At 68.3% G+C, this 25,767-nt stretch carries 28 protein-coding genes; 8 read left to right on the forward strand and 20 right to left on the reverse strand.

Annotation, left to right across the window (positions count from 1 at the left end; genetic code table 11):
- The 4 genes from NQV17_RS19130 to NQV17_RS19145 all read right to left on the reverse strand — a co-directional run.
- A partial coding sequence (locus NQV17_RS19130; protein ID WP_257773471.1) for an aminotransferase class III-fold pyridoxal phosphate-dependent enzyme occupies positions 1–657 on the reverse strand: 657 nt, incomplete at its 3' end.
- A 37-nt stretch (positions 658–694) separates the two neighbouring features.
- Positions 695–2,032 (reverse strand): glutamine synthetase family protein, encoded by a 1,338-nt coding sequence (locus tag NQV17_RS19135; RefSeq protein WP_124616062.1) that lies wholly within the window; start codon positions 2,030–2,032, stop codon positions 695–697.
- Between the two features lie 29 nt (positions 2,033–2,061).
- Positions 2,062–2,847 carry a gamma-glutamyl-gamma-aminobutyrate hydrolase family protein gene (locus NQV17_RS19140; RefSeq protein ID WP_257773472.1) on the reverse strand — a complete coding sequence of 262 codons (786 nt, stop codon included), beginning with the start codon at positions 2,845–2,847 and terminating at the stop codon, positions 2,062–2,064.
- Positions 2,848–3,132: 285 nt separating this feature from the next.
- A complete protein-coding gene (locus tag NQV17_RS19145) occupies positions 3,133–3,315 on the reverse strand; it encodes a hypothetical protein (RefSeq protein WP_006402789.1) in 183 nt (60 codons plus the stop codon).
- 468 nt (positions 3,316–3,783) lie between these two features.
- Here NQV17_RS19145 and NQV17_RS19150 point away from each other — a divergent pair, with 468 nt between their 5' ends.
- Complete coding sequence (locus NQV17_RS19150; RefSeq protein ID WP_044849101.1) at positions 3,784–4,335, forward strand: cupin domain-containing protein; 552 nt, start codon at positions 3,784–3,786, stop codon at positions 4,333–4,335.
- An 89-nt stretch (positions 4,336–4,424) separates the two neighbouring features.
- Complete coding sequence (locus NQV17_RS19155; RefSeq protein ID WP_257773473.1) at positions 4,425–5,915, forward strand: aldehyde dehydrogenase; 1,491 nt, start codon at positions 4,425–4,427, stop codon at positions 5,913–5,915.
- Positions 5,916–5,975: 60 nt separating this feature from the next.
- Here NQV17_RS19155 and NQV17_RS19160 read toward each other — a convergent pair whose 3' ends face one another.
- Positions 5,976–6,176: a heavy-metal-associated domain-containing protein gene (locus tag NQV17_RS19160; protein ID WP_044849094.1), complete on the reverse strand. Its 201-nt coding sequence runs from the start codon at positions 6,174–6,176 to the stop codon at positions 5,976–5,978.
- 333 nt (positions 6,177–6,509) lie between these two features.
- Here NQV17_RS19160 and NQV17_RS19165 point away from each other — a divergent pair, with 333 nt between their 5' ends.
- Complete coding sequence (locus NQV17_RS19165; protein ID WP_011353437.1) at positions 6,510–6,842, forward strand: cupredoxin domain-containing protein; 333 nt, start codon at positions 6,510–6,512, stop codon at positions 6,840–6,842.
- Between the two features lie 12 nt (positions 6,843–6,854).
- Positions 6,855–7,691, forward strand: a complete 837-nt coding sequence (locus NQV17_RS19170; protein ID WP_257773474.1) for an FTR1 family protein — start codon at positions 6,855–6,857, stop codon at positions 7,689–7,691.
- Positions 7,692–7,779: 88 nt separating this feature from the next.
- On the opposite strand, the gene NQV17_RS19175 is transcribed toward NQV17_RS19170, so the two are convergent.
- The 9 genes from NQV17_RS19175 to NQV17_RS19215 all read right to left on the reverse strand — a co-directional run bounded on the left by NQV17_RS19175 (position 7,780) and on the right by NQV17_RS19215 (position 14,914).
- Positions 7,780–7,998, reverse strand: coding sequence for a hypothetical protein (locus tag NQV17_RS19175; RefSeq protein WP_040142345.1), 219 nt, complete (start codon positions 7,996–7,998; stop codon positions 7,780–7,782).
- Positions 7,998–8,453: a hypothetical protein gene (locus tag NQV17_RS19180; RefSeq protein ID WP_257773475.1), complete on the reverse strand. Its 456-nt coding sequence runs from the start codon at positions 8,451–8,453 to the stop codon at positions 7,998–8,000. The genes NQV17_RS19175 and NQV17_RS19180 overlap by 1 nt, the downstream gene beginning before the upstream one ends.
- Before the next feature lie 88 nt (positions 8,454–8,541).
- Positions 8,542–8,862, reverse strand: coding sequence for a DNA-binding transcriptional regulator (locus tag NQV17_RS19185; protein WP_257773476.1), 321 nt, complete (start codon positions 8,860–8,862; stop codon positions 8,542–8,544).
- Positions 8,855–9,220 (reverse strand): type II toxin-antitoxin system RelE/ParE family toxin, encoded by a 366-nt coding sequence (locus NQV17_RS19190; RefSeq protein ID WP_257773477.1) that lies wholly within the window; start codon positions 9,218–9,220, stop codon positions 8,855–8,857. Before NQV17_RS19190 ends, NQV17_RS19185 begins: the two co-directional genes overlap by 8 nt.
- Before the next feature lie 107 nt (positions 9,221–9,327).
- Positions 9,328–11,145, reverse strand: coding sequence for a glutamine--fructose-6-phosphate transaminase (isomerizing) (gene glmS / locus NQV17_RS19195; RefSeq protein WP_257773478.1), 1,818 nt, complete (start codon positions 11,143–11,145; stop codon positions 9,328–9,330).
- 53 nt (positions 11,146–11,198) lie between these two features.
- Positions 11,199–12,560 carry a bifunctional UDP-N-acetylglucosamine diphosphorylase/glucosamine-1-phosphate N-acetyltransferase GlmU gene (glmU, locus tag NQV17_RS19200; protein ID WP_257773479.1) on the reverse strand — a complete coding sequence of 454 codons (1,362 nt, stop codon included), beginning with the start codon at positions 12,558–12,560 and terminating at the stop codon, positions 11,199–11,201.
- A 135-nt stretch (positions 12,561–12,695) separates the two neighbouring features.
- Complete coding sequence (gene ttcA / locus NQV17_RS19205) at positions 12,696–13,691, reverse strand: tRNA 2-thiocytidine(32) synthetase TtcA (RefSeq protein WP_257773480.1); 996 nt, start codon at positions 13,689–13,691, stop codon at positions 12,696–12,698.
- Positions 13,688–14,092 carry a dihydroneopterin aldolase gene (locus NQV17_RS19210; RefSeq protein WP_257773481.1) on the reverse strand — a complete coding sequence of 135 codons (405 nt, stop codon included), beginning with the start codon at positions 14,090–14,092 and terminating at the stop codon, positions 13,688–13,690. Before NQV17_RS19210 ends, ttcA begins: the two co-directional genes overlap by 4 nt.
- 78 nt (positions 14,093–14,170) lie before the next feature.
- Positions 14,171–14,914 carry an SDR family oxidoreductase gene (locus tag NQV17_RS19215; RefSeq protein WP_257773482.1) on the reverse strand — a complete coding sequence of 248 codons (744 nt, stop codon included), beginning with the start codon at positions 14,912–14,914 and terminating at the stop codon, positions 14,171–14,173.
- Between the two features lie 13 nt (positions 14,915–14,927).
- On the opposite strand from NQV17_RS19215, the gene NQV17_RS19220 reads away from it, so the two are divergent.
- On the forward strand, positions 14,928–16,118 hold the full coding sequence (locus tag NQV17_RS19220) for a class I SAM-dependent methyltransferase (RefSeq protein WP_257773483.1): 1,191 nt from the start codon (positions 14,928–14,930) through the stop codon (positions 16,116–16,118).
- Between the two features lie 12 nt (positions 16,119–16,130).
- Positions 16,131–16,325 carry a DUF2905 domain-containing protein gene (locus tag NQV17_RS19225; RefSeq protein WP_044849083.1) on the forward strand — a complete coding sequence of 65 codons (195 nt, stop codon included), beginning with the start codon at positions 16,131–16,133 and terminating at the stop codon, positions 16,323–16,325.
- Positions 16,326–16,416: 91 nt separating this feature from the next.
- Here the strand turns inward: NQV17_RS19225 and NQV17_RS19230 are convergent, their stop codons facing one another.
- From NQV17_RS19230 to NQV17_RS19255, 6 genes are all read right to left on the reverse strand, one after another.
- Complete coding sequence (locus tag NQV17_RS19230; RefSeq protein ID WP_044849082.1) at positions 16,417–16,638, reverse strand: hypothetical protein; 222 nt, start codon at positions 16,636–16,638, stop codon at positions 16,417–16,419.
- A 98-nt stretch (positions 16,639–16,736) separates the two neighbouring features.
- The gene (locus tag NQV17_RS19235; RefSeq protein WP_257773484.1) at positions 16,737–17,645 is read right to left on the reverse strand and encodes a carbohydrate kinase; all 909 of its coding nucleotides are present in this window, start codon (positions 17,643–17,645) and stop codon (positions 16,737–16,739) included.
- On the reverse strand, positions 17,642–18,922 hold the full coding sequence (locus NQV17_RS19240) for an AGE family epimerase/isomerase (protein ID WP_257773485.1): 1,281 nt from the start codon (positions 18,920–18,922) through the stop codon (positions 17,642–17,644). Before NQV17_RS19240 ends, NQV17_RS19235 begins: the two co-directional genes overlap by 4 nt.
- Positions 18,919–19,938: a LacI family DNA-binding transcriptional regulator gene (locus NQV17_RS19245; RefSeq protein ID WP_257773486.1), complete on the reverse strand. Its 1,020-nt coding sequence runs from the start codon at positions 19,936–19,938 to the stop codon at positions 18,919–18,921. Before NQV17_RS19245 ends, NQV17_RS19240 begins: the two co-directional genes overlap by 4 nt.
- Positions 19,939–20,289: 351 nt before the next feature.
- Positions 20,290–22,128, reverse strand: a complete 1,839-nt coding sequence (locus tag NQV17_RS19250; protein WP_257773487.1) for a phosphodiesterase — start codon at positions 22,126–22,128, stop codon at positions 20,290–20,292.
- 223 nt (positions 22,129–22,351) lie between these two features.
- Positions 22,352–23,395, reverse strand: coding sequence for a bile acid:sodium symporter family protein (locus NQV17_RS19255; RefSeq protein WP_257773488.1), 1,044 nt, complete (start codon positions 23,393–23,395; stop codon positions 22,352–22,354).
- 358 nt (positions 23,396–23,753) lie between these two features.
- Here NQV17_RS19255 and NQV17_RS19260 point away from each other — a divergent pair, with 358 nt between their 5' ends.
- Together NQV17_RS19260 and NQV17_RS19265 are read left to right on the forward strand one after the other, a co-directional pair.
- On the forward strand, positions 23,754–24,251 hold the full coding sequence (locus NQV17_RS19260) for a peptide-binding protein (protein ID WP_257773596.1): 498 nt from the start codon (positions 23,754–23,756) through the stop codon (positions 24,249–24,251).
- A gap of 369 nt (positions 24,252–24,620) precedes the next feature.
- Positions 24,621–25,697 carry a porin gene (locus NQV17_RS19265; RefSeq protein ID WP_044846147.1) on the forward strand — a complete coding sequence of 359 codons (1,077 nt, stop codon included), beginning with the start codon at positions 24,621–24,623 and terminating at the stop codon, positions 25,695–25,697.
- Positions 25,698–25,767 lie beyond the last annotated feature (70 nt).

Raw genomic sequence — 25,767 nt, forward strand, 5'->3', positions numbered from 1 at the left:
CTCGGGCGTCTCGCCGGCTTGCGCTTCGCCGAAGAAATACGGCTGGTCGATGTGCACGATGTTCTCGACCTTCGACGGCATCTGCTCGTGCATGTAGCCCATCCCGCCGAGCGTGCCGCCCGCGATCGTCGAGCCGTGATAGCCGTTCCTGCGCGAGATCACGAACTTCTTCTGCGGCTTGCCCTGCACGCGCCAGTACTGGTGCACGAGGCGCAGCACGGTATCGTTGCCTTCCGAGCCGCTGTTGCAATAGAAGAAGTGGTTGAAGCCGGCGGGCGTGACTTCGGCGAGCATCGCCGACAGTTCGATCACCGGCGGGTGCGTGGTCTTGAAGAACGTGTTGTAGAACGGCAGTTCCTGGAGCTGGCGATATGCGGCATCGGCAAGTTCCTTGCGGCCGTAGCCGACATTCACGCACCAGAGGCCGGCCATCCCGTCGATGACCTTGTTGCCGTCCGAGTCCCACAGATAGACGCCGTCGGCCTTCACGATCACGCGGCTGCCCGCGCGATTCAGTGCGCCCATGTCCGAGAACGGGTGGATGTGGTGCGCGGCGTCGAGCGCGCGGTATTCGGCGGTCGAGCGTGCCTGCGTCGTGCGCGGTGCGGCGGCCGGCGCGGCCGGCTGGATCCAGGCAGATTCGTTGCGGTACGTCATGTTTCCTCCGTGATTCCGTATTCGGTCGTGTGCACGCTCAGACGTGCAGCAGCAGATGGCGGCGTTCCCACGAACTGATCACGCGGAAGAACGCTTCGTATTCGGTTTCCTTCAGCGCGAAATACGCCTTCAGGAACTTATGGCCGAGAATCTCGCCGAGCGGCTCGCACGCGGCCATCAGCGTGAGCCCTTCCTCGAGGTTGCGCGGCAGCTGGTACGGCAGGTCGTAGCCGTCGCTGACGAGCGGTTCGGTCGGCTCGAGACGCTGCGTCATGCCGAGATAGCCGGCCGCGAGCGTCGCCGCGAGCGCGAGGTACGGGTTGCAGTCGACGCCCGGAATCCGGTTCTCGATGCGGCGCGCGGCCGGGCCCGAGTGCGGGATGCGGAAGCCGACCGTGCGGTTGTCGTAGCCCCACTGCACGTTGATCGGCGCGGCCATGAAGCGCGACAGGCGGCGATACGAGTTGATGTACGGCGCGAAGATCGGCATCAGGGCGGGCGTGTACTTCTGCAGCCCCGCGAGGTAGTTGTAGAACAGCGACGTCGCGCCGCCCGTTTCCGGCGACGTGAACAGGTTGCGGCCCGTTTCCTCGTCGACGATGCTCTGGTGCACATGCATCGCCGAGCCCGGCTCGTTTTCCATCGGCTTGGCCATGAAGGTCGAGTACATGTTGTGGCGCAGCGCCGCCTCGCGCACCGTGCGCTTGAACAGGAACACCTGGTCGGCGAGCGACAGCGCGTCGCCGTGCATGAAGTTGATCTCCATCTGCGCGGCGCCGACTTCGTGGATCAGCGTGTCGATGTCGAGGTTCTGCGCTTCGCAGTACTCGTAGATGTCCTCGAACAGCGGGTCGAACTCGTTGACCGCCTCGATCGAATACGACTGGCGGCCCGTCTCGGGGCGGCCCGTGCGGCCGACCGGCGGACGCAGTGGCAGGTCCGGGTCCTTGTTCATGTCGACCAGGTAGAACTCGAGCTCCGGCGCGACGACCGGCTTCCAGCCCTTCGCCTTGTAGAGGTCGAGCACGCGGCGCAGCACGTAGCGCGGCGAGATCTCGACCGGCGAGCCGTCGAAGTGCACGCAGTCGTGGATCACCTGCGCGGTCGGATCGACGGCCCACGGGATCAGGCGAATGGTCGACGTGTCGGGCACGCACACCATGTCGGGATCGGTCACGCCGGTCAGCGAGCCGTCTTCCGGGTAGTCGCCGGTGACGGTCTGCACCATCACGGCCTGCGGCAGCCGCATCGATTCGCCGGACGTGAACTTGTTGCGCGGCGTGATCTTGCCGCGCGCGATGCCGGCCATGTCGGGAATGATCGCTTCGATCTCGGTGATCCTGTGCTGCTTCAGAAAGTCTTCGATGTCTTGCATGTCTGTTCTCGTTATGTGGGTCGGCGCGCTCAGGCGAGCGCGGCGGCGGCCGTGGCACGTGTGCGGGCGTCGCGGCGCGCGCGGCAGGCGTCGCCGAAGGCGCGGAAGATCGCGCTCGACAGCGGGTCGTGCGCATGCCGCCATTCCGGGTGCCACTGCACGGCGAGGGCGAAGGCCGGGGCATCGACGACGCTGACGGCCTCGATCAGGCCGTCCGGCGCGACGGCTTCGACGGCGAGGCCGGAACCGAGCTGCGCGATGCCCTGCTTGTGCAGCGAGTTCACGTGCACGTCGTCGCGGCCGCCGGCGAGCGTGTGCAGCACGCCGCCGGGCGTCAGGTGCACGACGTGCGCGGGGCCGTATTGCGTGTCCATCGGCGCGTCGTCGTCCTCGCGGTGATCGGCGAGGCCCGGCACGTCGTGCACGCGCTGATGCAGCGTGCCGCCGCAAACGACGTTCAGCTCCTGGAAGCCGCGGCACACGGCCAGCACGGGCACGCCCGCGACGATCGCCGCGCGCAGCAGCGGCAGCGTCGTCGCGTCGCGTGCGGGATCGTGCTTCGTGCCGGGCGCGCTCGGCTCGCCGCCATACAGGTGCGGCTCGACGTTCGAATAGCTGCCGGTAAACAACAGGCCGTCGACCGTGGCGAGCACGTCGTCGACCGACTGGCGATCGCCGAGCGCGGGCAGCACCATCGCGAGCGCGTGTGCGCCGTCGACGACCGCCGCGACGTACTTGTCGCCGACCGTGTGCGACGCATGTGCGCCGATCTGCGTGAAGTCGGCGGTGATGCCGACGAGGGGTTTCCTTTCCATGACGTCAATCAGTTGTCCGTAGGGCTGTTGCGTGCATGACGCGGGAAAACCGCAAAATGCAGGCGCGACACGACCCCGCAGCCTGGCGAAACGCGCAAGGCCGCTGGTGAATGGGCGCAACGGGTTCGCATGGCGATCCGCGCTGCGCGCGACGGTCAGGCCATCGTTCGTTTCGTTGAGCCGTGCGACGCGGCAATGAATGCGCGAACGCGTTCCGTCACCGCGCAGACGACGCGGCTGACGAGCAGGCAGTTGAAACGAACGACGAGAAAAGGAGGAGAGGCGCTATGGCAGCAGCGACGCGACTTCGTCGGTATCGACGGCCACGAACGCGCGTGCGGAAACGGCGTTGTGACGGCGAACGGAACGACGGGACAGGATGGTGTAGATCGACAGATGCAGCAGGCGAGGACTATGCCAGCCGCAACTGCCATCGGAAGCGGGAGCAGCGCTGCGCAAACTTCGCACATCGCCTCGATCCCACCTCACCAGAGGGCCACGGACTCTCACGATTACACTCGACTGGTTTGTTGAAAGTATTGAACACCTGATCGTTTCGGCGCGCGAGGCGTTTAAAATAATCAAGGTGCCGGCCCTGCGTCATTTACATCGATGGGCATCAATTTTTACGTTGCAATAACGTTTTTCGGTGCCGATGAATGGCCAATGACGCTGACCTGAGAGCCAGCATATACGAGCCAAAAACGGCGTCAAATGTTTTTTGACGGTCTTGTGTCAGGGCTTTCCCGAGGCCGTGCGAACAGAAGATTCGTAAATGGAATGACTCGCGGGGTGTTCATTATTTCGAACGCCTTTCAGGGTTTTCCCCGCTGATGCGCGGCATAAAGTGATTAGAATATTCAACAGCTGCTCAACGCTGTCCAATGCGTCGCTTCACTTTTTCACCGCACTCCTATCGTGTCCGAAACCGAATCGATGTCCACCGAAGTCGCCGAGCGCCTGCGTTTCGTGCGCAACAAGCATGGCCTGTCGCAGCGCGAACTCGCGAAGCGGGCCGGCGTGACCAACGGCACGATCTCGCTGATCGAACAGGGGCGCGTGAGCCCGTCGGTCGGCTCGCTGAAGAAACTGCTCGAATGCATCCCGATGAGTCTCGCGGAGTTCTTCACGTTCGAACTGGTCGAATCGCGCTCGGTCGTGTCGCGACGTGACGAGATGCCGAACCTCGGCAACGACGCGCTCGCGTTTCACCTCGTCGGCGCGGGCGTGAAGGACCGCAACATGTGCATCATGCGCGAGGTCTACCAGCCGCTCGCCGATACGGGGCCCGAGATGCTCGTGCACGCGGGGCACGAGGGTGGTGTGGTCGTGTCGGGCCGGCTCGAGCTCACCGTCGACGGCGCGACCTGGCTGCTCGACCCCGGAGACGGCTACTACTTCGAAAGCCGTTTGCCGCACCGTTTTCGCAATCCCAGCGCGGAACAGCTCTGCGAGGTCGTGTCGGCCAATTCGCCGGCCACCTTCTGACCGCGCATCACCGCATTCGCCACCGCCGGCAGCGTTGCCGTCGCACGGCGTGCCGCAGCGCGAATGCCACAACCGTTGAGGCATCCTGAATGAACAAGTTGACTTTGGCTGACTGGCAGGACAAGGCGGCGTCGCTCGAGATCGAGGGGCGCGCATTCATCGACGGCGCGTCGTGCGACGCGCACGGCGGCAAGACGTTCGACTGCGTGAGCCCGATCGACGGCCGCGTGCTCGCGAAGGTGGCCGATTGCGGCGAGGCCGACGTGAATGCCGCCGTCGCGGCCGCGCGCCGCGCGTTCGACGCCGGCGTGTGGGCCGGGCTGAATCCGCGCGCGCGCAAGGCCGTGCTGCTGCGCTGGGCCGCACTGATGCGCGAGCATCTCGACGAACTGTCGCTGCTCGAGACGCTCGACGCCGGCAAGCCGATCGGCGACACGACGACGGTCGACGTGCCGGGCGCCGCGTATTGCGTCGAGTGGTTCGCCGAGGCGATCGACAAGGTCGGCGGCGAAGTCGCGCCGGCCGACCATCATCTCGTCGGTCTCGTCACGCGCGAGCCGGTCGGCGTGGTCGCGGCCGTCGTGCCGTGGAACTTCCCGATCCTGATGGCCGCATGGAAGTTCGGCCCGGCGCTCGCGGCCGGCAACAGCGTCGTGCTGAAACCGTCGGAGAAATCGCCGCTGACCGCGATCCGCGTCGCGCAGCTCGCGTACGAGGCCGGCATCCCGGCCGGCGTGTTCAACGTCGTGCCGGGCGCGGGCGAACCAGGCAAGCTGCTCGCGCTGCATCGCGACGTCGACTGCATTGCGTTCACGGGCTCCACGGCAGTCGGCAAGCTGATCATGCAGTACGCCGCGCAGTCGAACCTGAAGCGCGCATGGCTCGAACTCGGCGGCAAGTCGCCGAACATCGTGCTGCCCGATTGCCCGGATCTCGACCGCGCCGCGCAGGCCGCGGCCGGCGCGATCTTCTACAACATGGGCGAGATGTGCACGGCCGGCTCGCGCCTGCTCGTGCATCGCGACATCAAGGACGCGTTCATCGAGAAGCTGGTCGCCGCCGCGCGTGCGTACGTGCCGGGCAACCCGCTCGATCCGTCGGTATCGATGGGCGCGATCGTCGACGGCATCCAGCTCGAGCGCGTGCTCGGCTACATCGATGCCGGGCGCAAGGAGGGCACGCTCGTCACGGGTGGTGCGCGCGTGAAGGCGGAGACGGGCGGCTTCTACGTCGAGCCGACGGTGTTCGAGGTGAAGCCCGATGCGAAGATCGCGCGCGAGGAGATCTTCGGTCCCGTGCTGTCGGTGATCGTGTTCGACGATGTCGACGAGGCGGTGCGGATCGCGAACGATACCGAGTACGGGCTCGCGGCGGCGGTGTGGACGTCGGACCTGACGACCGCGCACGATGTGTCGCGCCGGCTGCGGGCGGGCACGGTGTGGGTGAACTGCTACGACGAGGGCGGCGACATGAACTTCCCGTTCGGCGGCTACAAGCAGTCGGGCAACGGCCGCGACAAGTCGCTGCATGCGCTCGAGAAGTACACCGAACTGAAGTCGACGCTGATCCGGCTGCGCTGACGCGGCCGGTGTGCGGGCGCGGTGCCGACGAACGCCGCGCCCGTACTGCGCACGCGCGCGTCAGGCCGTGCGCAGCGCCGGGTGGAAGCCCGCGGCTTCGATGATCGACTGCACGCGTTCGGCGCCTTGCGCCGATTCGACCTTGACCGTCTTCGCGGCCACGTCGATGTCGAGCTTCGCAGCGGGGTCGGCTGCCGTCACGGCACGCGTGATGGCGTTGGCGCAGCCGCCGCAGGTCATGTCCTGGACTTCGAATTCCATCGTGTTCTCCTGGGTTGGGTGGCGATTCACAAACGTCGCCAGCATGAAGCTTGCCATGGTGGGAAGGTCAAGCGATTCGTCGCGTTCGGTATCGCACAAGCTGTTTGTAAAGCTGATGTCAGACGAATCGTAATCCGCGGATGTACGTCAGTCGGAATTTTTCCCGATTGACGGTCGCGCATTGTCGGCGAAATCTGGCGGAGCCTTGCACGACAAGGTGCGTGTCGCGTCGACGACGCCCGATGCCCATGCCGTCAGTAAGGGTACTTCGAGAGGGAAATGCGAATCGATCTTACTATCGGTTCCCCCTCGATATTTCATTTCGTTACCCATATGAATCGCTTCGCTTTCGGTTTCGCACTGGCCCTGCTGGGCGCATCGGCAACGTCCGCCTTCGCTGCCGACGACGTCGTCAACCTGACCCTGAAGGACCACAAGTTCTCGCCCGACGGCGTGACGATTCCGGCCGGCAAGAAGGTGAAGTTCGTCGTGAAGAACCTCGACGCGACGCCCGCGGAATTCGAAAGCGACGATTTCAAGGCAGAGAAGGTCGTGCCGGCCGGCAAGTCGGTCGAGATCCTCGTCGGGCCGCTGAAGGCCGGCACCTACGAGTTCCACGACGAGTATCACGAAGCGCAGTCGAAGACGCACCTGACCGTCAAGTAAGCGGATATCGCCATGCTGTCTACTGCCCTGATCGTCTTTCGTGAAGTGCTCGAGGCCGCGCTGGTGGTCTCGATCGTGATGGCCGCCACGAAGGGCGTGCCGCGGCGCGGCTGGTGGGTCGGCGGCGGGCTCGTCGGCGGCGTGATCGGCGCCGGCCTGATCGCCGCGTTCGCGGACGTGATCTCGCAGTGGGCATCCGGCATGGGGCAGGAAGTCTTCAACGCGGGCGTGATGTTCGTCGCGACGCTGATGCTCGCGTGGCATTGCATCTGGATGAGCCGCCACGGCCGCGAGATGGCGCTGCACATGGGCGAGGTCGGGCGGGCCGTCGCGGCCGGCAGCCGGCCGCTCACGGGGCTCGCGATCGTGGTCGGCGTCGCGGTATTGCGCGAAGGCTCCGAGGCCGTATTGTTCCTGTACGGCATCGCGGCGGGCGATCCGGGACAGACGCCGCAGATGATCGTCGGCGGGCTGCTCGGCGTGCTGGGCGGCGCCGGGCTCGGCTATGCGATGTATGCGGGCCTGCTGCAGATTCCGCTCAAGCGCCTGTTCTCCGTCACCAATGCGCTGATCGTGCTGCTCGCGGCAGGGATGGCGAGCCAGTGCGTCGGCTTCCTGCTTGCCGCAGGCCTCGTGCCGTCGTGGGGCGACGCGGTCTGGGATACCTCGTGGCTGCTCAAGGAAACGAGCATCGTCGGCAAGGCGCTGCATACGCTGATCGGCTATACCGCGCGTCCGGCGGGGATCCAGATCGCCGCGTACGTGGTCACGCTGGTTGCGATCGTCGTGCTCGCGCGGCTCGTCGGCCGGCCGCGGACGGTCGTGCCGCCGCCGCGGCCCGTCGCCTGAGCGGGCGGGGCCGAATGCAGCAAGGGGCGTCTTGGACGCCCCTTGTTGCATGTGTTGACGACGGTTCGCGCGCTGCCGCGCGCTCCGTTCAGCGATGGCTGTCGATCCACGCGCGGGCCCATTCGAGCCCCGCTTCGCGCGCTTCGTCCTCGGTATCGAACACGCCGAGCACGCCCGACGCTTCGACGAGCCGGTTGTTCTGCGTGATCGTGCCGCTCGCCGCGAAGCGCTCGGGCTGCAGGATTTCGTCCTGCTGCAGGATCGAATGGCCCCAGATCTGGTAGCCGTGATAGGTCTGCGCTTCCATTATCGCGTCACCTCCGCGGAACGGCGGCTCGCGCCGACGCGCAGCACGTTGCCGTCCGGCGTGTATTGCCGCGGGATATCGGAGTAGCCGAGTGCGTGCGGCGTGTCGGGCACGGCCGGCTGCATCACGGTGAGCCGGCCCGGCGCGGGCTGCGCGACCGGGCGCGGCGCGGCGGGCGCATCGACCGTCGCGGCGGTCGGTCGATGCGGCGCGGTTTTCACGGCTTGTGCGACGCGGCGCTTGTGCGGCTTGACGGCGACCTTCGGCTGCACGCTCGCGTGCTTTTCCGCGGTCTTGTTGCCGGCATGCGCGTCGGCGGCCGCGCGCGGGGTCGGCGTACGTGCCGCCGGCACGCGCGCCTCGGGCGGGTTCCAGACTTCGACGTAGTGCTCGGTCGCCCAGCCCGTCGACGCGAAGCTCAGCGCCAGCAATCCGCATCCAAACAGTCTTACCATGGTCTCTCCGTCATCTTGCTTGCGGCTTGCGTCGTGTTGCGGTGCCCGGCGCGGCGGCGGCCGCTCGTCAGCGTTCGGGGAACGCGGTTCAGGAAAATACCTCGAGCCCGTGCTTCTCGACGATCTGCAGCATGCGCGCGGCGATGCCGCTCGGCCGCTTGTCGCCCTGTTCCCATTGGCGGATCGTCGACGTCGTCGTGTTCAGGTAGAGCGCGAACACGCTCTGGCTGACGTTGACCGACTTGCGGATGCGGGCAATCGCTTCCGGATCGAACTTCGGCGCCGCTTCGATGCATAGTGCGTCGTATTCGCGCATCGTCTTCTTGTCGATCAGCCGTGCGCGATAGAGGCCCGACGCGGCGCTGTGGACCGCCTCCGTCGCGTCGCTCTTGAATCGGCTCTTAGCCATTGCAAATCTCCACCCACTCGTTCAGTGCGACCAGTGTCGCGATGTCGACGTCGGTGCGCCGACCGACGTCCGCAGCGAGCTTTTTGAAGGCGCGCAGTTCGCGAGCATCGATGTCGTCACGGTCGCGCTTCGCGAACAGGAACACGAACACCCACGTATGCCCGAGCTTGCCCAGCACGATGCCGCGCTGCCGATTTCCGTCCAGGCGCTTTTTCCAGACGTTGCCGCCGAGATCGACGCCCTGGCCCCGCGCCAGCTCGCGCACCGCGCGGCACAGTTCGCCATCGGCGATTCCCGCTTTTCCTGCTGCCTTGTGAAACCACTTCGTCTTGAATACGCGTCGTACGGAAGCAGACATGTCGAGCCAGTCGAGTTAGCACAGGATTATATACCACTACGTGGTATATATTTCGACCTGGCCGAATGGCCTGCTTCCCGCCGCTACGCAGCCCGGACGGGCCGGCGTTACTCCACCGTCACCGACTTCGCGAGGTTGCGCGGCTTGTCGACATCGGTGCCGCGCGCGCACGCGGTGTGATACGCGAGCAGCTGCAGCGGCACGACGTGCAGGATCGGCGACAGCTGGCCGTAGTGTTCCGGCATCCGGATCACGTGCAGGCCGTCGTCGTTGACGATCTGCGTGTCGGCATCCGCGAACACGTACAGCTCGCCGCCGCGCGCGCGCACTTCCTGCATGTTCGACTTCAGCTTCTCGAGCAGCGTGTCGTTCGGCGCGACCGTGACGACCGGCATCGCTTCCGTGACGAGCGCGAGCGGCCCGTGCTTCAGTTCGCCGGCCGGATAGGCCTCGGCGTGGATGTACGAGATTTCCTTCAGCTTCAGCGCGCCTTCGAGCGCGATCGGGTAGTGCAGCCCGCGGCCGAGGAACAGCGCGTTTTCCTTGCGCGCGAATTCCTCCGACCACGCGATGATCTGCGGCTCGAGCGCGAGCACGCTGTTCAGCGCGGCCGGCAGGTGGCGCAGCTCCTTCAGGAATTGCGCTTCCTGCGCGGCGTCGACGTGCCCGCGCAGCTTGCCGAGCGTCGCGGCCAGCACGAACAGCGCGACGAGCTGGGTCGTGAACGCCTTGGTCGACGCGACGCCGATCTCGGTGCCCGCGTGCGTCAGGAACTGCATCTCGGTGAGGCGCACCATCGCGCTCGTCGCGACGTTGCACACCGCGAGCGTATGCGTGTGGCCGAGCGACTGCGCGTGCTTGAGCGCGGCGAGCGTGTCGGCCGTCTCGCCCGACTGCGAGATCACCAGCACGAGCTGGCGCGGGTTCGGCACCGACTCGCGGTAGCGGTATTCGCTCGCGATCTCGACCTGGGTCGGAATCTTCGCGATCGATTCGAGCCAGTACTTCGCGGTGAGGCCCGAGTAGTAGCTCGTGCCGCACGCGAGGATCAGCAGGCTGTCGATGTCCGCGAACGCGGCGGGGGCCGCGTCGCCGAACAGCGTCGCGTCGAACGCTTCGGTTTGCGGCACCGTGTCGCTGATCGCGCGCGGCTGCTCGAAGATTTCCTTCTGCATGAAGTGGCGATACGGGCCCAGCTCGACCGCGCCGCCGTATGCGCTGACCACGCGGATCTCGCGCTGCGCGAGCGCGCCGTGGCGGTCGACGATCTTCACGCCGTCGAGCGACAGCTCGCACACGTCGCCTTCCTCGAGGAACGTGAAATGGTCGGTGCTGCCGGCCAGCGCCAGTGCGTCGGAGGCGAGGAAGTTCTCGCCGTCGCCGTGGCCGACGACGAGCGGCGAACCCTGGCGCGCGCCGACGACGATGTGCGGCTGGTCCTTGTGGGTCACCGCGATCGCATACGCGCCGTGCAGCTGCTGCACGGCTTCGCGCACGGCCTCGAACAGATTGCCGCGATACAGGCTGTGCACGAGGTGCGCGATCACTTCGGTGTCGGTCTGCGACACGAATTCGTAGCCCTTCGCGCGCAGCGCGTCGCGCAGCGTCTCGAAGTTCTCGATGATGCCGTTGTGCACCAGCGCGAGCGCGTTCGACGAGAAGATCGGGTGCGCGTTGTGCGTGACGGGCGCGCCGTGCGTCGCCCAGCGCGTGTGCGCGACGCCGGTCGTGCCTTCGAGGTGCGATTCCTGCACCTGCGCGTCGAGATCGGCGACGCGCGCGACGCTGCGCGCGCGCTTCGGCGCGTCCGGCTCGAGCACGGCGACGCCGCACGAGTCGTAGCCACGGTATTCGAGGCGCCGCAATCCTTCGATCAGCACCGGAACGATATTACGCTGCGCAACTGCGCCGACAATGCCGCACATGAAAATCTACCCTCTCAATGTGGATACGGGCGCCGCGCGGCGCCCGCATGATGTTAATTTTTCTTCTTGACCGGTCGGACGTAGCCGCTTTTCGCGGTCTGCGTCTTCTCGTTCAGTGCGAGGACGCCCTCGGCGACGTCCTTCCAGATCGTCGTGCCGGCCGCGATCGTCACGCCGCGGCCGACGCGCACCGGCGCGACGAGCTGCGTGTCCGAGCCGACGAACACGTCGTCCTCGATGACGGTGCGGAACTTGTTCGCGCCGTCGTAGTTGCAGGTGATCGTGCCCGCGCCGATGTTCACGCGCGCGCCGATGTCGGCGTCGCCGATGTAGGTCAGGTGGTTCGCCTTCGAACCGTGGCCGATCACCGCGTTCTTCACCTCGACGAAGTTGCCGACGTGCGCTTCGTCCGCGAGCTGCGCGCCCGGGCGCAGCCGCGCGTACGGGCCGATCACGGTGTGCGCGCCGAGTTCGGCGCCGTCGATGTGCGTGAACGCGTCGATGCGCGTGCCCGCGCCGACCGACGCGTTGCGGATCACGCAGTTCGCGCCGATCGTCACGTTGTCGGCGAGCGTCACGTTGCCTTCGAACACGCAGTTCACGTCGATCGACACGTCGCGCCCGCAGCGCAGCGTGCCGCGCACGTCGAGGCGCGCCGGATCGGCGAGCGTGACACCGTCGACGAGCAGCGCATCGGCGACGTTGCGCTGATGGATGCGCTCGAGTTCCGCGAGCTGCGCCTTGCTGTTCACGCCGAGCGTTTCCCAGTCCTCGTCGGGCTGCGCCGTGACGATCTCGAAGCCGGCCTCGATCGCGAGTTCGACGACGTCGGTCAGGTAGTACTCGCCCTGCGCGTTCTCGTTCTTCAGCGCGCCGAGCCACATCGACAGCTGGGCCGTCGGCGTGACGATGATGCCGGTGTTGATCTCGGCGATCTTCAGTTGCTCGGGCGACGCATCCTTCTGCTCGACGATGCGCGTGACGAAGCCGGACGCGTCGCGCACGATGCGGCCATAGCCGGTCGGATCGTCGAGCGTGACCGTCAGAATCCCGTAGCGGCCCTCGCGTGCGGCGTCGACGAGACGCCGCAGCGTCGATGCGCGGGTGAGCGGCACGTCGCCGTACAGCACCAGCGTCGGTTGTGCGGGATCGAGCAGCGGCAGCGCCTGGCGTACCGCGTGGCCGGTGCCGAGCTGTTCGGCCTGTACCGCGAACTGGACGTCGGGCGCGGCGACGGCGGCCTGGACCTGCTCGGCGCCATGACCGACGACGACCACGAGCCGCGACGGCTGCAGCGTGCGCGCGGTGGCGATGACGTGGGAGAGGAGCGGCCTGCCGGCCAGGGGATGGAGCACTTTCGGCAGCGCGGAACGCATGCGCTTGCCGGTGCCTGCCGCCAAAATCACGATATTCATGGCGCCAGCTTGTCAGAGGAGTTCGAAGCCGTCCATTTTAGCATGCGGCCCCTGGCGTTCCGGGCCTGTCGCGACGGGGCGACAGTGCCGGCAAGGGGGCTTGCGCCTCCGCGCCGGCGTGTGTTCAGGCCCTGCTTACAGGTCGTCGAACTGGACGATCGAGATCGGTTTCGCGGCACCCGGCATGGCTGTGTCTTCGCCGGATGCGCACGGCTCCTCGTCGAACGCGATGTCGCCCTGCGGATCGGCTTCTCCGGTCGCGCGCAGCGACGCGAACGGGAACTGGGTCGTATCCATCAGGTGCGACGGCACGACGTTCGCGAGCGCGCTGAACATGTTGTCGACGCGGCCCGGGAAGCGCTTGTCCCATTCGCGGATCAGCGCCTTCATTTCCGCGCGCTTCAGGTTCGGCTGGCTGCCGCACAGGTTGCACGGGATGATCGGGAATTCGCGCAGCTCCGCGTATTTCTCGAGATCGGTTTCCTTCACGTACGCGAGCGGGCGGATCACGACGTTCCGGCCGTCGTCCGATTGCAGCTTCGGCGGCATCCCCTTCAGCTTGCCGCCGTAGAACATGTTGAGCAGCAAGGTTTGCAGGATGTCGTCGCGGTGGTGGCCGAGCGCGATCTTGGTCGCGCCGAGCTCGCCCGCCACGCGGTACAGGATCCCGCGGCGCAGCCGCGAGCACAGCGAGCAGGTCGTCTTGCCTTCGGGCACGAGCCGCTTGACGATGCTGTAGGTGTCCTGGTTCTCGATGTGGAACGGCACGCCGACCTGCGTCAGGTACTCGGGCAGCACGTGCTCGGGGAAGCCCGGCTGCTTCTGGTCGAGGTTGACCGCGACGATGTCGAAGTCGATCGGCGCGCGCTCGCGCAGGCGCAGCAGCACGTCGAGCATCGCGTAGCTGTCCTTGCCGCCCGACAGGCACACCATCACCTTGTCGCCCTGCTCGATCATGTTGTAGTCGCCGATCGCCTGGCCGACCTGGCGCACGATCCGCTTGAACAGCTTGTTGTTCTCGTACGCTTCCTTCTGCTCGCGGCGCGTCAGCGCGCGGCGGCCGGTGTCGGCGACGGTGGCTTCGATGGCGACGCCATCGGCCGCCGTGTCATTCATGTGGGGGGCGTTCATGCGCGCTCCTCGTCCTTGATGCGAAAGACTTCGACGCCGACGGCGTCGCAGTCCGGATAGGCGTCCGGTTTCTCGGTACGGACGCGTACCGCGCGCACGCTGTCGTGCGCCAGCAGGTTCGCGGCGATCGCGTCGCACAGCGTTTCCTGCAGGTGGATGTGGCCGCGCGACAGGCACTGCGCGACGCTCTGCTTCATCAGGTCGTAGTCGACGACTTCATGCAGCCGGTCGTCGACGGGGGTGGACAGCGCGAGCGGCACGAACAGGTCGATGTTGATGACGACGCGCTGCTCGCCGCGCTTCTCGTGTTCGAAGGCCCCGATGTTGATGTGCACCTCGTAGTCGCGCAGGTAGAGCCTGCGGCAGTCCGCGAGGCGGGGGTGCAGGAGAGCGGAAAACATGGTCGTCCCAGTCAAATTGGCGTGCGTGCACGCAAAGCGGCGCGGGCGGCGGCGGTCGGGCCGCGCGCTCCGCGCAGTTCAGTCATTCGGGCCGGCGGCGGGCGGCACCAGGTGCTCGCCGCCGTCGACGGTCAGCGTCGCGCCCGTGACGCCGGGCGCGCTCGCGAGATAGCAGGCCGCCGCCGCGATGTCGTTCGCGTGCGGCGCGTGGCCGCGCACGAGCGCCGCGACGCGCACCTTCGGCGCGAGCGCCAGCGCGAGTGCCGAGGTCGCGCGGTTCAGCGCGGCCTGCATGAGCGCGTGCGACAGCTGCGCCGGCGCCGGGTGCAACAGGGCCTGATCCAGCACGTGGATCGCGCAGGCGCGCAGCGATTCGTCGTCGCGCGCGGCATCGGGCGTCGCGTCGGCGAGCGCGCGGGCCAGCGCGAGCGGCGCCGTCACGTTGCGCGCGAGCGCGCCGGCGAGCGACGCGCCGTCCACGGTATGCGCGTCGTCGGTGCCGGCGCAAGCGCTCACGAACACCGCGCAGGCGGGCCGGCCGAGCGCCGCGCCGCACGCGGCGACGAGCGCGGCCGCATCGGCTTCCAGGGCCAGATCGGCGTCGAGCACGGCCGCGCGGCGGCCCAATGCGGCGACTTCGGCGAGCAGCGCGTCGCCAGCCGCGCGCGGCGCGCCGGGGCTGCGCTGCAGCGCGACGTCCCAGCCGCGCCGCGCGAATCCGGTCGCGAGCGCACGGCCGAGCGACGCGGCGTCGGCCGCGCTGCCCAGCGCGCCCGCGACGAGCGCGATGCGCGGGGGCGACGTATCGGCTGAAACGGTCATTTACAATGCCGGGATGAACCCGAAAGCTCACGAACCCGCTAGTTTACCTGCTCCCGGCCCTGACGCGCTCGCGCAGTCCGAAACCCTCGCCGCGCAACTGCGCGACGAGATCGCGGCGGCCGGCGGCTGGCTGCCGTTCGACCGCTTCATGGAGCGCGCGCTGTACGCGCCCGGCCTCGGCTATTACAGCGGCGGCGCGCGCAAGTTCGGGCGCCGCGCCGACGACGGCAGCGACTTCGTGACGGCCCCCGAGCTGTCGCCGCTGTTCGCGCAGACGCTCGCGAATCCCGTCGCCGACGCGCTCGCGGCGAGCGGCACGCGCCGCGTGATGGAATTCGGCGCGGGCACCGGCAAGCTCGCGGCCGGGCTGCTCGCGGCGCTCGATGCGCTCGGCGTCGAGCTCGACGAATACCTGATCGTCGACCTGTCCGGCGAACTGCGCGAACGGCAGCGCGACACGATCGCGGCCGCGGCGCCGGCGCTTGCCGGGAAAGTACGCTGGCTCGACGCGCTGCCTGAGCACTTCGACGGCGTCGTGGTCGGCAACGAGGTGCTCGACGCGATGCCGGTGCGCCTCTTCGCGAAGGCGGGCGGCGCGTGGCGCGAGCGCGGCGTCGCGCTCGACGCGCGGCACGCGTTCGTGTTCGACGACCGGCCCGTGGGCGCGGCCGGCCTGCCGCCGGTGCTCGCGACGCTCGACGTCGACGACGGCTACGTGACCGAAACACATGAAGCCGCGCTGGCGTTCACGCGCACCGTGTGCACGATGCTCGGGCGCGGCGCGGTGCTGCTGGTCGACTACGGCTTCCCCGCGCACGAGTACTACCACCCGCAGCGCGACCGCGGCACGCTGATGTGCCACTACCGCCACCACGCGCACGACGACGCCTTCCTGTACCCGGGCCTGCAGGACATCACCGCGCATGTCGAATTCACCGGCATCTACGACGCGGGCGTCGCGACCGGCGCGGACCTGCTCGGCTACACGTCGCAGGCGCGTTTCCTGTTGAACGCGGGCATCACCGACGCGCTCGCCGCGATCGATCCGTCCGACATCCACCAGTTCCTGCCGGCCGCGAACGCGGTGCAGAAGCTGATCTCGGAAGCCGAGATGGGCGAGCTGTTCAAGGTGATCGCGTTCTCGCGCGGCATTGACGGCACGCTCGACGCGTTCGCGCGCGGCGACCGCTCGCACGCGCTCTGACCGGAGCACGGGATGCTGCGCTGGCTGATGGCGTCGTTCGTTGCGGTGATGATCCTGACGCGCTGCTGGCCGTGGCTCGGCAAGTTCGGCATCGGGCGGATGCCGGGCGACGTCACGCTGACGCTCGGCGGGCGGCGTTATCCGTTCCCGTTCATGTCGACGCTGGTGCTGACGATGCTGGTGTCGGTGGTGGCGCGGCTGCTCTGAGCCGTGCCGGATGCGGCGGCGCGTCGCGGTCCGGCCGCGGCGCGCGCGTGAAGGTTCGGCGCGCGACGGATCGCGCATGACGATTCGCGCGTCAAAGCTCGATTTCGCCGAGGATCCGGTGCGCGAGCGCCTTCGCCTCGTCGAACGCCTCTTCCTCGCTCGGACTCGTCGTGTGGACGTCGTAGCGCACGTTCTCCGTCTCGTCGCCGTCGTCCCGGGCGAGGATCACGTAGCCCTGGAACTGTCCGTTGGCGGCGTGCTGCGTATGCGCCTTGGCCGTGTAGATGCCCTTCGTGAACGTGTTCGTGTCCATCGTGCCTCTCCCGCAATAGGACACTTCATCGTAGCACTGCGGCGCAGCATGTACAGCGCCGCATATCGGCGACCGATCAGCGCGCCGTCGTCATCCCGTCACCCTTCGAGCAGCGCGACGACCTCGTCGAGCGTCGGCGCGTGCGCGCCCGTGTGCCGGCATGCGGCGGCGCCCGCCGCGAGCGCGAACGCGAGATGCTCGCGCCACGACCGCTGCGGCGCGGCCATCAGGCTGAACAGCATGCCGCCGATCGACGCGTCGCCGGCGCCGACGGTGTCGACCACCTCGACGCGCGGCGGGCTGGCCTCGAGCACGTCGCCGTCCGCGTACAGCGTCGCCGCCTGCGCGCCGCGCGTGACGAGCACGGCCGCGCGCGGATTCAGCGCGCGCACGGCCGCGACCGCGTCGGGGCCGTCGCCGCCGAACAGGTGACGCAGGTCCTCGTCGGAGACCTTGATCAGGTCGGCGAGCGCGGCCATCTTCTCCAGCGTCGGCCGGTACGCGGCCGTCATCAGGTTGCGGTAGTTCGGATCGAAGCTGATCTTCACGCCGCGCGCGTGCAGGTCGGCCGCGAGCGCGACGAGCGTGCCCGCGAGCGGTTCGCGCACCAGGCTGATGCAGCCGAAGTGCGCCCATTTCACGTGAGCGGCCCAGCCGGCCGGCAGCCGCGCCGGGTCGAACGCGAGGTCCGCGCTCGCTTCGCCGATGAAGAAGTAGGCGGGTGGCTGCGTCTCGTGGACGATCGCCAGCAGCGGCGCACGCGGGACCCGCTGCAGGAAGCGCAGGTCGAGCCCGGCGGCCTCGCTGGTGCGCCACAGCACGTCGGAGAAGCAGTCCTCGCCGATCGCGCCCGCGAGCGCGCTCGGCAGGCCGAGCCGCGCGACCGCGCGCGCGACGTTCCAGCCGGCGCCGCCCGGCACCGAGGTCCACTGCGCGTCGCCTGCGCGCACCATGTCGGTCAGGATGTCGCCCGCCGACACGAAGGCCGGAAAGGTGCCGCCGCTCATTGCGTCGGCTCGCTGCGCGCCGCGCGCGCGAGGGTCGCGAGCACGTCGTAGCACGCGCCCATCGTGTGATAGTCGGTCTTGCCGGCCGGGCTCTTCTCGTCGCTGTACTTGCGGTTGTCGCAGGTGAGGATCCGGTACCACGCGCCGTAGCGGTGATCGACGAAATGCGCCCAGCAGTAGCGCCAGATCTCGTCGTACCAATCCCAGAAACGCTCGCTGCCGGTGCGCGCGCCGAGCATCGCGGCCGCCGCGAAGGTCTCCGCCTGCACCCAGAAATACTTGTTGTGGTCGCAGATCGTGAAGTCGGGCCCGAAGCCGTAGCAGAGGCCGCCGTGATCGGCGTCCCATGCGTGCGTGAGCGCCGCGTCGAACAGCTCGGCCGCGCGCGGCACGAGCCAGTCGAGCGGGCGGTGCCGCTCCAGGATCAGCAGCAGCTTCGCCCATTCGGTCTGGTGCCCGGGCTGGAAGCCCCACGGACGGAAGATGTTCGAGCTGTCTTCCTTGTTGTAGTCCCAGTCGACCGACCAGTCCGCGTGGTAGTGCTCCCACACGAGGCCGCCCGACAGCGCGGCCTGGCGCTGCGTGATGTGGGTCGCGAGCTTTTCCGCGCGGTCGAGATAGGTGAGGTGGCCGGTCGCCTCGTACGCCGCGAGCAGCGCTTCCGTCATGTGCATGTTCGCGTTCTGACCGCGGTACGACGACACGATCCAGTTCGGCGTCGCGTCGTCCGCGTAGAGGCCGGCGGCCGCATCCCAGAAGCGGTGTTCGGCGAGTTCGTAGGTCGACGCGATCAGCGCGCGCGCTTCGTCGATGCCGGCCATCGTCGCGTGCGCGGCGGCCAGCAGCACGAACGCGAGCCCGTAGCAATGACGCGTGCCGTCGAGCGTCGCGTGCTTCGTGCCGTCGCGCCAGTCGAGCTCCCAGTCGTAGCCTTGCAGCGCTTCGTCCCAGTGCGCGTCGCGCAGGAAGCGCAGCCCGTGGCGCGCGTAGTCGAGATGGCGCGGATCGCCGAAATGCCGGTACGCCATCGCGTAGTTGAAGACGAACCGGCAACTGCTGACCAGGTGCCGCGACGTGCGGTTGTAGACGCTGCCGTCGTCGCGGAAATAGTGGTAGAAGCCGCCCGTCGGGTCGAACGCGTTCGTCGCGTAGAACCGCAGCGTGTCCTCGACGTGCGACAGCAGGAACGACGGATCGCGGAAGCTCGCGACGAACGGTGCCGCTTGCGCGTGGTTGGCCGGCGTGGCCGTGCGGGATTGGGCCGGGGGCATGTTCATGATTCGGTGACCGTGGCGGTATCGAGCGCCGGTGAGCCGGCGGGCTGGCTGCTGGCCCGTACGATCAGCTCGACGGGCAGGGAGATCTCGGTGCGCTCGGGGGCTTCCGCGAGCAGCAGTTCGACGCCGCGGCGGCCGAGCGCTTCCTTGTCGACGGCGAGCGTCGTGAGCGGCGGGTTCGCGTGCGCGGCGGCCGGGATGTCGTCGAAGCCGACGATCGCGATGTCTTCCGGAATCCGCACGCCGCGCGCGAGGCACACGCGCTGCGCGGCCAGCGCGGCGGCGTCGTTGTACGCGAACACGGCGTCCGGGCGCGGGCCCGGCGCGTCGAGCAGCTGCTGCATCGCCCGTGCGGCGCCGGTGTCGGGGTCGAGCCCGGCGTCGATCGTCACTTCGTACGCGGGATCGAACAGCCGCCCGGCCTCGAAGAACGCGCGCCGGTAGCCGATCGCGCGCTGCGCGATGCTGTAGTGCGCGGCCGAGCCGCCGATGAACGCGATCCGCGAGCGGCCGGTCGCGAGCAGGTGGCGCATCGCGAGCGCCGCGCCCGTCGCGTTGTCGATGTTCACCGAGCGCAGGCCGGGCGCCCACAGGTCGATCAGCACGAGCGGCCGGCCGGTCGCGGCGAGCGCCTCGATCGTCTCGGGCTCGATGAAGCCGGCCACCGCGATCGCGTCGGGCGCGTGCGGGCGCATCTGGCGCAGCACGTCGTCGTTCGGGCCGACCGTGAGCAGCGTCGGCACGATGCCGCGCTCGCGGCACGCGTCCTCGACGCCGTGCAGCACGTGCGAGAAGAACGGGCTGGCGGGAAAGCGATTGTGCTGGCGGTGCAGCAGGAAGGTGAGCCGGCGGATGCGCGGCCGCAACTGGGCCGGGTCGTAGCCGAGGCGCTGCGCGACCTCGACGATGCGCGCTCGCGTGGCTTCGGACAGGCCCGGCTGGTTTTTCAGCGCGCGGGAGACGGTGCCGATCGAGACCTCTGCCGCCCGCGCTACGTCGCGAATGGTGGTGCCCATCGTTCGGGATCCGGTTTGTTTAGGGTGACGGCGATTGTATAGTAAACGCGGCGCCTAATTCGGGCCGGATAACCGGGGAATACCCGGAAATAGCGGGTTTTTGCGAGCTAATCTGCGAAAACGCCGTTACTAAAAATACTAAACAAAACGCGGAAAAGGCAAGGTGATCACGCGGAATGTGGCGGCGCCGGCAGGTGGAGCGTCGGGCACGTTCCGATGCCCGGCGTGAACGGGCTGGGCGGGGCGATCGGTTGGCTGTTGCCGGGGCGCGGCCCGGCCACGCTCGCGCGGCACCGGCAACGTCGCTCGGGCGGGCCGGCGACCTGCCGGCGATCGGCAGCGGCCCGACACTCAGCCTGCCGCCGCGTGCGGCGGCTCGCCGCGATCGCGCAGCGCCGCGCGGCCCGCGTCCAGATCGACGACCGCGAGCCCGCCCGGCTGCTGTTTCGCACGCCGCTTCGCGAGCGCCGCGACCGACGCGATCTCGTCGCTGCCGTAGCGTATCGCGCCGTTCGCGCCGGCCGGCACGCCGACCACACCGATCGCCATCGTCACGAAGCCGAAGAACGCGGGGTTGCCGTAGCGGTCCTCGCCGCGCAGCCCGCCCGCCAGCCGGTCGGCCTGCGTATAGAAGCGCTGCGCGCCGTCGTTGAAGCGCGCGATCGCGTCGGCCGCGCGCGCGTGCCAGTCGTCGCGCTGGAACAGCACGAGGAAATCGTCGCCGCCGACGTGTCCGAGAAAGTCGCGTTGCGGATCGCACACGCCGGCCAGCACCGTCGCCGCGAACTTCAGCACTTCGTCGCCTTGCCAGTAGCCGTACTGGTCGTTGAACGGCTTGAACTGGTTCAGGTCGACGTAGCACGCGTGGAAGCCGGCGTCGCGTGCCAGCAGGCGCTCGATATGCGCGCTGATCGGGATGTTGCCGGGCAGGAACGTCAGCGGATTCGCGTAGCGCGCGGCCTCGATGCGCATTTCGGTCACCGCGCGCACGAGGCTTTCGCCGGTGCCGAGCCCGACGTAGCGGCCGTGTTCGGTGATCACGAAGCCGTCCGCGAGGTAGCGCTGGTCGTGGCTCGCGAGCAGCATCGCGAGCTGCTCGACCGTCGTCGCGTTGTCGATCATCAGCGGCGCGTCGTTCGCGAACTGCAGGCACGGCTTCTTCCCGAACACCTCGCGGTGGTACGGCAGCGCGAAGCGGTCGATGAAGCCGCGCCGGTTCACGAGCGCGACCGGCCGGCCGCGTTCGACGAGTGCGACCGCGTGCAGGGCGGGCATCCGGTTGAACAGGTCGAGCACGTCGTTGCTGGTCGCGTCGCGCGGCAGCGCCGGCGCGGCGACCAGCATCTTCGCCGCGATCGTGCCGGCCGGCCGCACGGCGCGGGTCGCACCGGGAAACACCGCGATGTGCGGGGCGCGGATCGCGTCGCGCGCGGCCGGCGCGACGACCGGCGAGGGTTGCGCGTCCGGCCGGCCGAGCAGGAAGCCCTGCACGCAGCCGATGCCCATGTCGCGCACGACGAGCAGGTCGCACTCGTTCTCGATCCCTTCCGCGATCAGTTGCGCGCCGCTTGCCTGCGCGAAGTGCTGCATCGCCCTGACCGCCTCGAACTTGAGCGGATCGCGCGCGATGTCGTGGATGAAGAAGCGGTCGATCTTCACGACATCCGGATGCAGGCGCAGCCACAGGTTCATGCTCGCACTCGCGGTGCCGTAGTCGTCGAGCGCGAACTGGATGCCGGCGTCGCGCAGCGAGGCGACCGCCGGCCCGATGCGCGCGACGTCCGGCAGCGCGGTCTGCTCGGTCAGCTCGATCACGATGCGTTCGGCGCCGATCCGCGCGCGCACGAGCAGTTGCCGCGCGCGCTCGCGTTCGCGCGCGAGTTGCAGGATCGTGCCCGCGCTGAAGTTGAGGAACAGCTTGCCGTCGCAGCCGAGCGCCGCGAATGCGTCGAGGCAGGTGCGCGCGGCCGCCTGTTCGAGCGCGACGGTCGTGCCGTCGCGGGCGGCCTGCGCGAACAGTGCGGCCGGCGGCTCGAGGTCGGTGCCGCGCGGGCCGCGGATCAGGCCTTCGTAGCCGACGACCGTGCCCGACCCGAGATCGACGATCGGCTGGAACACGGCCGCGAGCGCGCGTTCCGCGATCAGGCGGGTGGTGGGGGCGACGGACGAGTCGGGATGGGGCGCGGGCATGGAGGGGGCGGCCGAGACGACGGGACGCCCGACTTTAACGGCAGTGCACGCGGAGAATTGAATGAAGATTTCGTGACGCGATGCGCGTCGATGGTGCATGCGTCGCGGCGGGCTGCGCGGCGGGGACGCGGGACGCGAGAGGCGAGAGGCGAGAGGCAGCGACCAAAGGAACAAGACGAACACCCCAGCGCGGCCAGCCATGCCGGCCGCGCAGCCTCCCGCGTCAGCGCTTGCCCGCGCTCAGCGCACCGCGCCCGCGCACGGCACCGGCCGCACCCGCGTCGCCGTCGCGCTCGCCGCTCGTGTCGCGCGCCCCCCAGCGTTGCGCGAGCGCCGCGCAGGCCATCAGCTGGATCTGGTGGAACAGCATCAGCGGCAGCACGATCGCGCCGACCGCCTGCGCGGAGAAGATCACCTTCGCCATCGGCACGCCGGCCGCGAGGCTCTTCTTCGACCCGCAGAAAATGATCGTGATCCGGTCGGCGCGGTTGAAGCCGAGCCGCTTGCTGACGAACGCGGTCAGCCCCAGCGCGATCACGAGCAGCACGACGTTGACGACCAGCAGGCCGCCGAGCGCGCGCGCCGGAATCTGGTGCCACAGCCCCTGGTTCACGGCCTCGCTGAACGCGACATAGACGACGAGCAGGATCGAGCCCTGGTCGACGAAGCGCAGCACGCCGCGGTTGCGTTCGATCCAGCCGCCGATCACGGGCCGCAGCAGCTGGCCGGCGATGAACGGCACGAGCAACTGCATCACGATGCTGCCGACGGTGCTCCACGGCGACGCGGCCGCGGCCGACTGCGACGTGATCATCAGCCCGACGAGCGCCGGCGTCACGAAGATCCCAAGCAGGCTCGACGCCGATGCCGCGCACACGGCGGCCGGCACGTTGCCCTTCGCGATCGACGTGAACGCGATCGACGACTGGACGGTCGACGGCAGCGTGCACAGGAACAGCACGCCGGCATACAGCGTCGGCGTGACGAGCGGCTGCAGCACGGGCTTCAGCGCGAGGCCGAGCAGCGGGAACAGCGCGAACGTGCTGAGCAGCACGACCGCATGCAGGCGCCAGTGGGTCGCGCCCGCGACGACGGCTTCGCGCGACAGCTTCGCGCCGTGCAGGAAGAACAGCAGGCCGACCGCGATGTTGGTCGCCCAGTTGAACGCATGGGCGGCCGGGCCGCGGCACGGCAGCAGGCTCGCGAGCACGACGGTGCCGACGAGCGCGAGCGTGAAGTTGTCGGGAAGGAAACGGGGACGGGCCATCGGGGAACTCGATTCGGAAATGGCGGGCGCGCATGTCGCGCGCGCGAAGCCGGTATTGTCCCGGTTGGTCATTCAATAAACAAATTCATTGTACGAATCCATTGATGAATCGATTGCATGATGCTGCTGCGCAACGCGGCTCGCCCGCGGCGGCCCGGCGACGCGCGAAGCGGCAGAAGAATGTTCTGTCGCGATCCCACCCTGAAGTGAAAAAACCTAGCAGTAACATGGTGTTACACCGATGCCGGCGACATAACACTTTTTGGCTCGACACCGTTTGGGACCGCTCATAAATTACTGCTGAAAGGCTTGCGTCGGCCGGAAACAGCCGGCGGCGAGCGGCAACAGGCACTGAATGATGACGGAACGGGTGAAACTGAAGGTCGGACGATGGGTGGCAGGCGTGCTCGGCGCGCTGCTGATGCCGCTCGCGCTCGCGCAGCCGCCGCACGGCGGTCAGGCGTTCGGCGGCGGTCATGGCTTCGGTCACGGTTTCGGTGGCGGCGACATGCGCATGTACGGCCAGCCGGCCGGCAGCGCGCAGGTGTGGCGCCGGGCGGTGCCGCCGGGCGGCGCACGTGCCGGCGGCGTGAGCGGCTACGGTTCCCGCTGGGGCCTGCGTCCGACGCCGTCTTACGGCCATTACGCCGCGCAGAGCCCGTATCGTCCGATCAGCGCCGAGTCCCGCCAGATGCCGCGCCCGCAGGGCGGCGGCAACGTGCCGCTGCGCGCCGGCTCGATCCGCGCCGACGTCGCGCGCTACAACGAAGAGCGTGGCGGCCGTCCGATGCCGCCGCCCCGCGCGCAGGAAGAGCCTTCCCACTCGCCGTTTTTCTCCCCGTTCTACCGAAACTGAGCGCCCCGCGCGTTCGCCGAGCGCGCCTCGCGCGTTCGTTCCCCCGCCGGCTGTGATGCGAATTCGCCACAGTCGCGCATAGATTTCCGCTGATTTTCCCGTCGCATTGCGCTATCTTTCGCGCCCGGCACGCGCGCCCCCGGCGGCCGTCCCGTCGCGTGCCCGCACCGCGCGGGGCCGCCGCGGCGCGCCTGGCCATGTGCCGATTCCGCGAAGTTAATGCTGCCGCTATACCCGCAATAAGTGTGCGCAATTTTGACGGGACGCAGGTTCCGTAAAGATGGCTGCGCCCCATACGACGCAAGCAATCGGCTCCAAACAACAACGCTCGCGCCACTTATCGACATTCGACAAAACCCTGGAGATCCCATGAAAGCATTCGCTCGCCGTGCGTCGCGCACGTCCGTCAAGCTGATCGCCGCGGCCGCCTGCGTGGCCGCAACCGCACCCGTTCACGCGCAGTCGAGCGTCTCGCTCTACGGTCAGGTCGACGAATGGGTCGGCGCCACCAAGTTCCCGGGCGGCGATCGCGCATGGAACGTGTCGGGCGGCGGGATGTCGACGTCCTACTGGGGCCTGCACGGCGCCGAGGATCTCGGCGACGGCTACAAGGCGATCTTCACGCTCGAGAGCTTCTTCCGTGCGCAGAACGGCCAGTTCGGCCGCTTCCAGGGCGACACGTTCTTCGCGCGCAACGCATACGTCGGCGTCAGCTCGCCGTACGGCACGGTGACGGCGGGCCGCCTGACGACGCACCTGTTCCTGTCGACGATCCTGTTCAACCCGTTCTACGATTCGTACACCTTCTCGCCGATGGTGTACCACGTGTTCCTCGGCCTCGGCACGTTCCCGACCTATCCGAGCGATCAGGGCGCGGTCGGCGATTCGGGCTGGAACAACGCGCTGTCCTACACGTCGCCTTCGTTCGGCGGCCTGAATTTCGCGGCGATGTACGCGCTCGGCAACACGGCCGGCGACAACCGCTCGAAGAAGTGGAGCGCGCAGTTCAACTACGCGAACGGCCCGTTCGCGGCGACCGCCGTCTACCAGTACGTGAACTTCAACAACGGCCCGCAGGACCTGAGCTCGCTCGTGACCGGCATGAAGAGCCAGGGTATCGGGCTGGTCGGCGCGACCTACGACCTGAAATACGTGAAGCTGTTCGGCCAGTACATGTATACGAAGAACGACCAGGTCGCCGGCAGCTGGCACGTGAACACCGCGCAGGGCGGCGTGTCGGTGCCGCTCGGCGTCGGCAACGCGATGGCGTCGTACGCCTACTCGCGCGACGGCGGCGGCCTCGACCAGACGCGCCAGACCTGGGCCGTCGGCTACGACTATCCGCTGTCCAAGCGCACCGACGTCTACGCTGCGTACATGAACGACCACATCAGCGGCCTGTCGAGCGGCAACACGTTCGGCGCAGGCATCCGCGCGAAGTTCTGACGATTCGTCGGTTCGGACGCGCACACAACGCGCGTCGCATGTGCCGGCATTGCGCCCCGAAAAAACGGCG

Source organism: Burkholderia sp. SCN-KJ, assembly GCF_024656005.1.
GTDB lineage: Bacteria > Pseudomonadota > Gammaproteobacteria > Burkholderiales > Burkholderiaceae > Burkholderia.

Bases quoted from the DNA above. Each gene is read 5' to 3' on its own strand.
- NQV17_RS19135 (WP_124616062.1), bottom strand. From the start codon at position 2,032: ATGCAAGACATCGAAGACTTTCTGAAGCAGCACAGGATCACCGAGATC.
- NQV17_RS19140 (WP_257773472.1), bottom strand. From the start codon at position 2,847: ATGGAAAGGAAACCCCTCGTCGGCATCACCGCCGACTTCACGCAGATC.
- NQV17_RS19150 (WP_044849101.1), top strand. From the start codon at position 3,784: ATGTCCACCGAAGTCGCCGAGCGCCTGCGTTTCGTGCGCAACAAGCAT.
- NQV17_RS19155 (WP_257773473.1), top strand. From the start codon at position 4,425: ATGAACAAGTTGACTTTGGCTGACTGGCAGGACAAGGCGGCGTCGCTC.
- NQV17_RS19160 (WP_044849094.1), bottom strand. From the start codon at position 6,176: ATGGAATTCGAAGTCCAGGACATGACCTGCGGCGGCTGCGCCAACGCC.
- NQV17_RS19165 (WP_011353437.1), top strand. From the start codon at position 6,510: ATGAATCGCTTCGCTTTCGGTTTCGCACTGGCCCTGCTGGGCGCATCG.
- NQV17_RS19170 (WP_257773474.1), top strand. From the start codon at position 6,855: ATGCTGTCTACTGCCCTGATCGTCTTTCGTGAAGTGCTCGAGGCCGCG.
- NQV17_RS19175 (WP_040142345.1), bottom strand. From the start codon at position 7,998: ATGGAAGCGCAGACCTATCACGGCTACCAGATCTGGGGCCATTCGATC.
- NQV17_RS19180 (WP_257773475.1), bottom strand. From the start codon at position 8,453: ATGGTAAGACTGTTTGGATGCGGATTGCTGGCGCTGAGCTTCGCGTCG.
- NQV17_RS19185 (WP_257773476.1), bottom strand. From the start codon at position 8,862: ATGGCTAAGAGCCGATTCAAGAGCGACGCGACGGAGGCGGTCCACAGC.
- NQV17_RS19190 (WP_257773477.1), bottom strand. From the start codon at position 9,220: ATGTCTGCTTCCGTACGACGCGTATTCAAGACGAAGTGGTTTCACAAG.
- glmS (WP_257773478.1), bottom strand. From the start codon at position 11,145: ATGTGCGGCATTGTCGGCGCAGTTGCGCAGCGTAATATCGTTCCGGTG.
- glmU (WP_257773479.1), bottom strand. From the start codon at position 12,560: ATGAATATCGTGATTTTGGCGGCAGGCACCGGCAAGCGCATGCGTTCC.
- ttcA (WP_257773480.1), bottom strand. From the start codon at position 13,691: ATGAACGCCCCCCACATGAATGACACGGCGGCCGATGGCGTCGCCATC.
- NQV17_RS19210 (WP_257773481.1), bottom strand. From the start codon at position 14,092: ATGTTTTCCGCTCTCCTGCACCCCCGCCTCGCGGACTGCCGCAGGCTC.
- NQV17_RS19215 (WP_257773482.1), bottom strand. From the start codon at position 14,914: ATGACCGTTTCAGCCGATACGTCGCCCCCGCGCATCGCGCTCGTCGCG.
- NQV17_RS19220 (WP_257773483.1), top strand. From the start codon at position 14,928: ATGAACCCGAAAGCTCACGAACCCGCTAGTTTACCTGCTCCCGGCCCT.
- NQV17_RS19225 (WP_044849083.1), top strand. From the start codon at position 16,131: ATGCTGCGCTGGCTGATGGCGTCGTTCGTTGCGGTGATGATCCTGACG.
- NQV17_RS19230 (WP_044849082.1), bottom strand. From the start codon at position 16,638: ATGGACACGAACACGTTCACGAAGGGCATCTACACGGCCAAGGCGCAT.
- NQV17_RS19235 (WP_257773484.1), bottom strand. From the start codon at position 17,645: ATGAGCGGCGGCACCTTTCCGGCCTTCGTGTCGGCGGGCGACATCCTG.
- NQV17_RS19240 (WP_257773485.1), bottom strand. From the start codon at position 18,922: ATGAACATGCCCCCGGCCCAATCCCGCACGGCCACGCCGGCCAACCAC.
- NQV17_RS19245 (WP_257773486.1), bottom strand. From the start codon at position 19,938: ATGGGCACCACCATTCGCGACGTAGCGCGGGCGGCAGAGGTCTCGATC.
- NQV17_RS19250 (WP_257773487.1), bottom strand. From the start codon at position 22,128: ATGCCCGCGCCCCATCCCGACTCGTCCGTCGCCCCCACCACCCGCCTG.
- NQV17_RS19255 (WP_257773488.1), bottom strand. From the start codon at position 23,395: ATGGCCCGTCCCCGTTTCCTTCCCGACAACTTCACGCTCGCGCTCGTC.
- NQV17_RS19260 (WP_257773596.1), top strand. From the start codon at position 23,754: ATGACGGAACGGGTGAAACTGAAGGTCGGACGATGGGTGGCAGGCGTG.
- NQV17_RS19265 (WP_044846147.1), top strand. From the start codon at position 24,621: ATGAAAGCATTCGCTCGCCGTGCGTCGCGCACGTCCGTCAAGCTGATC.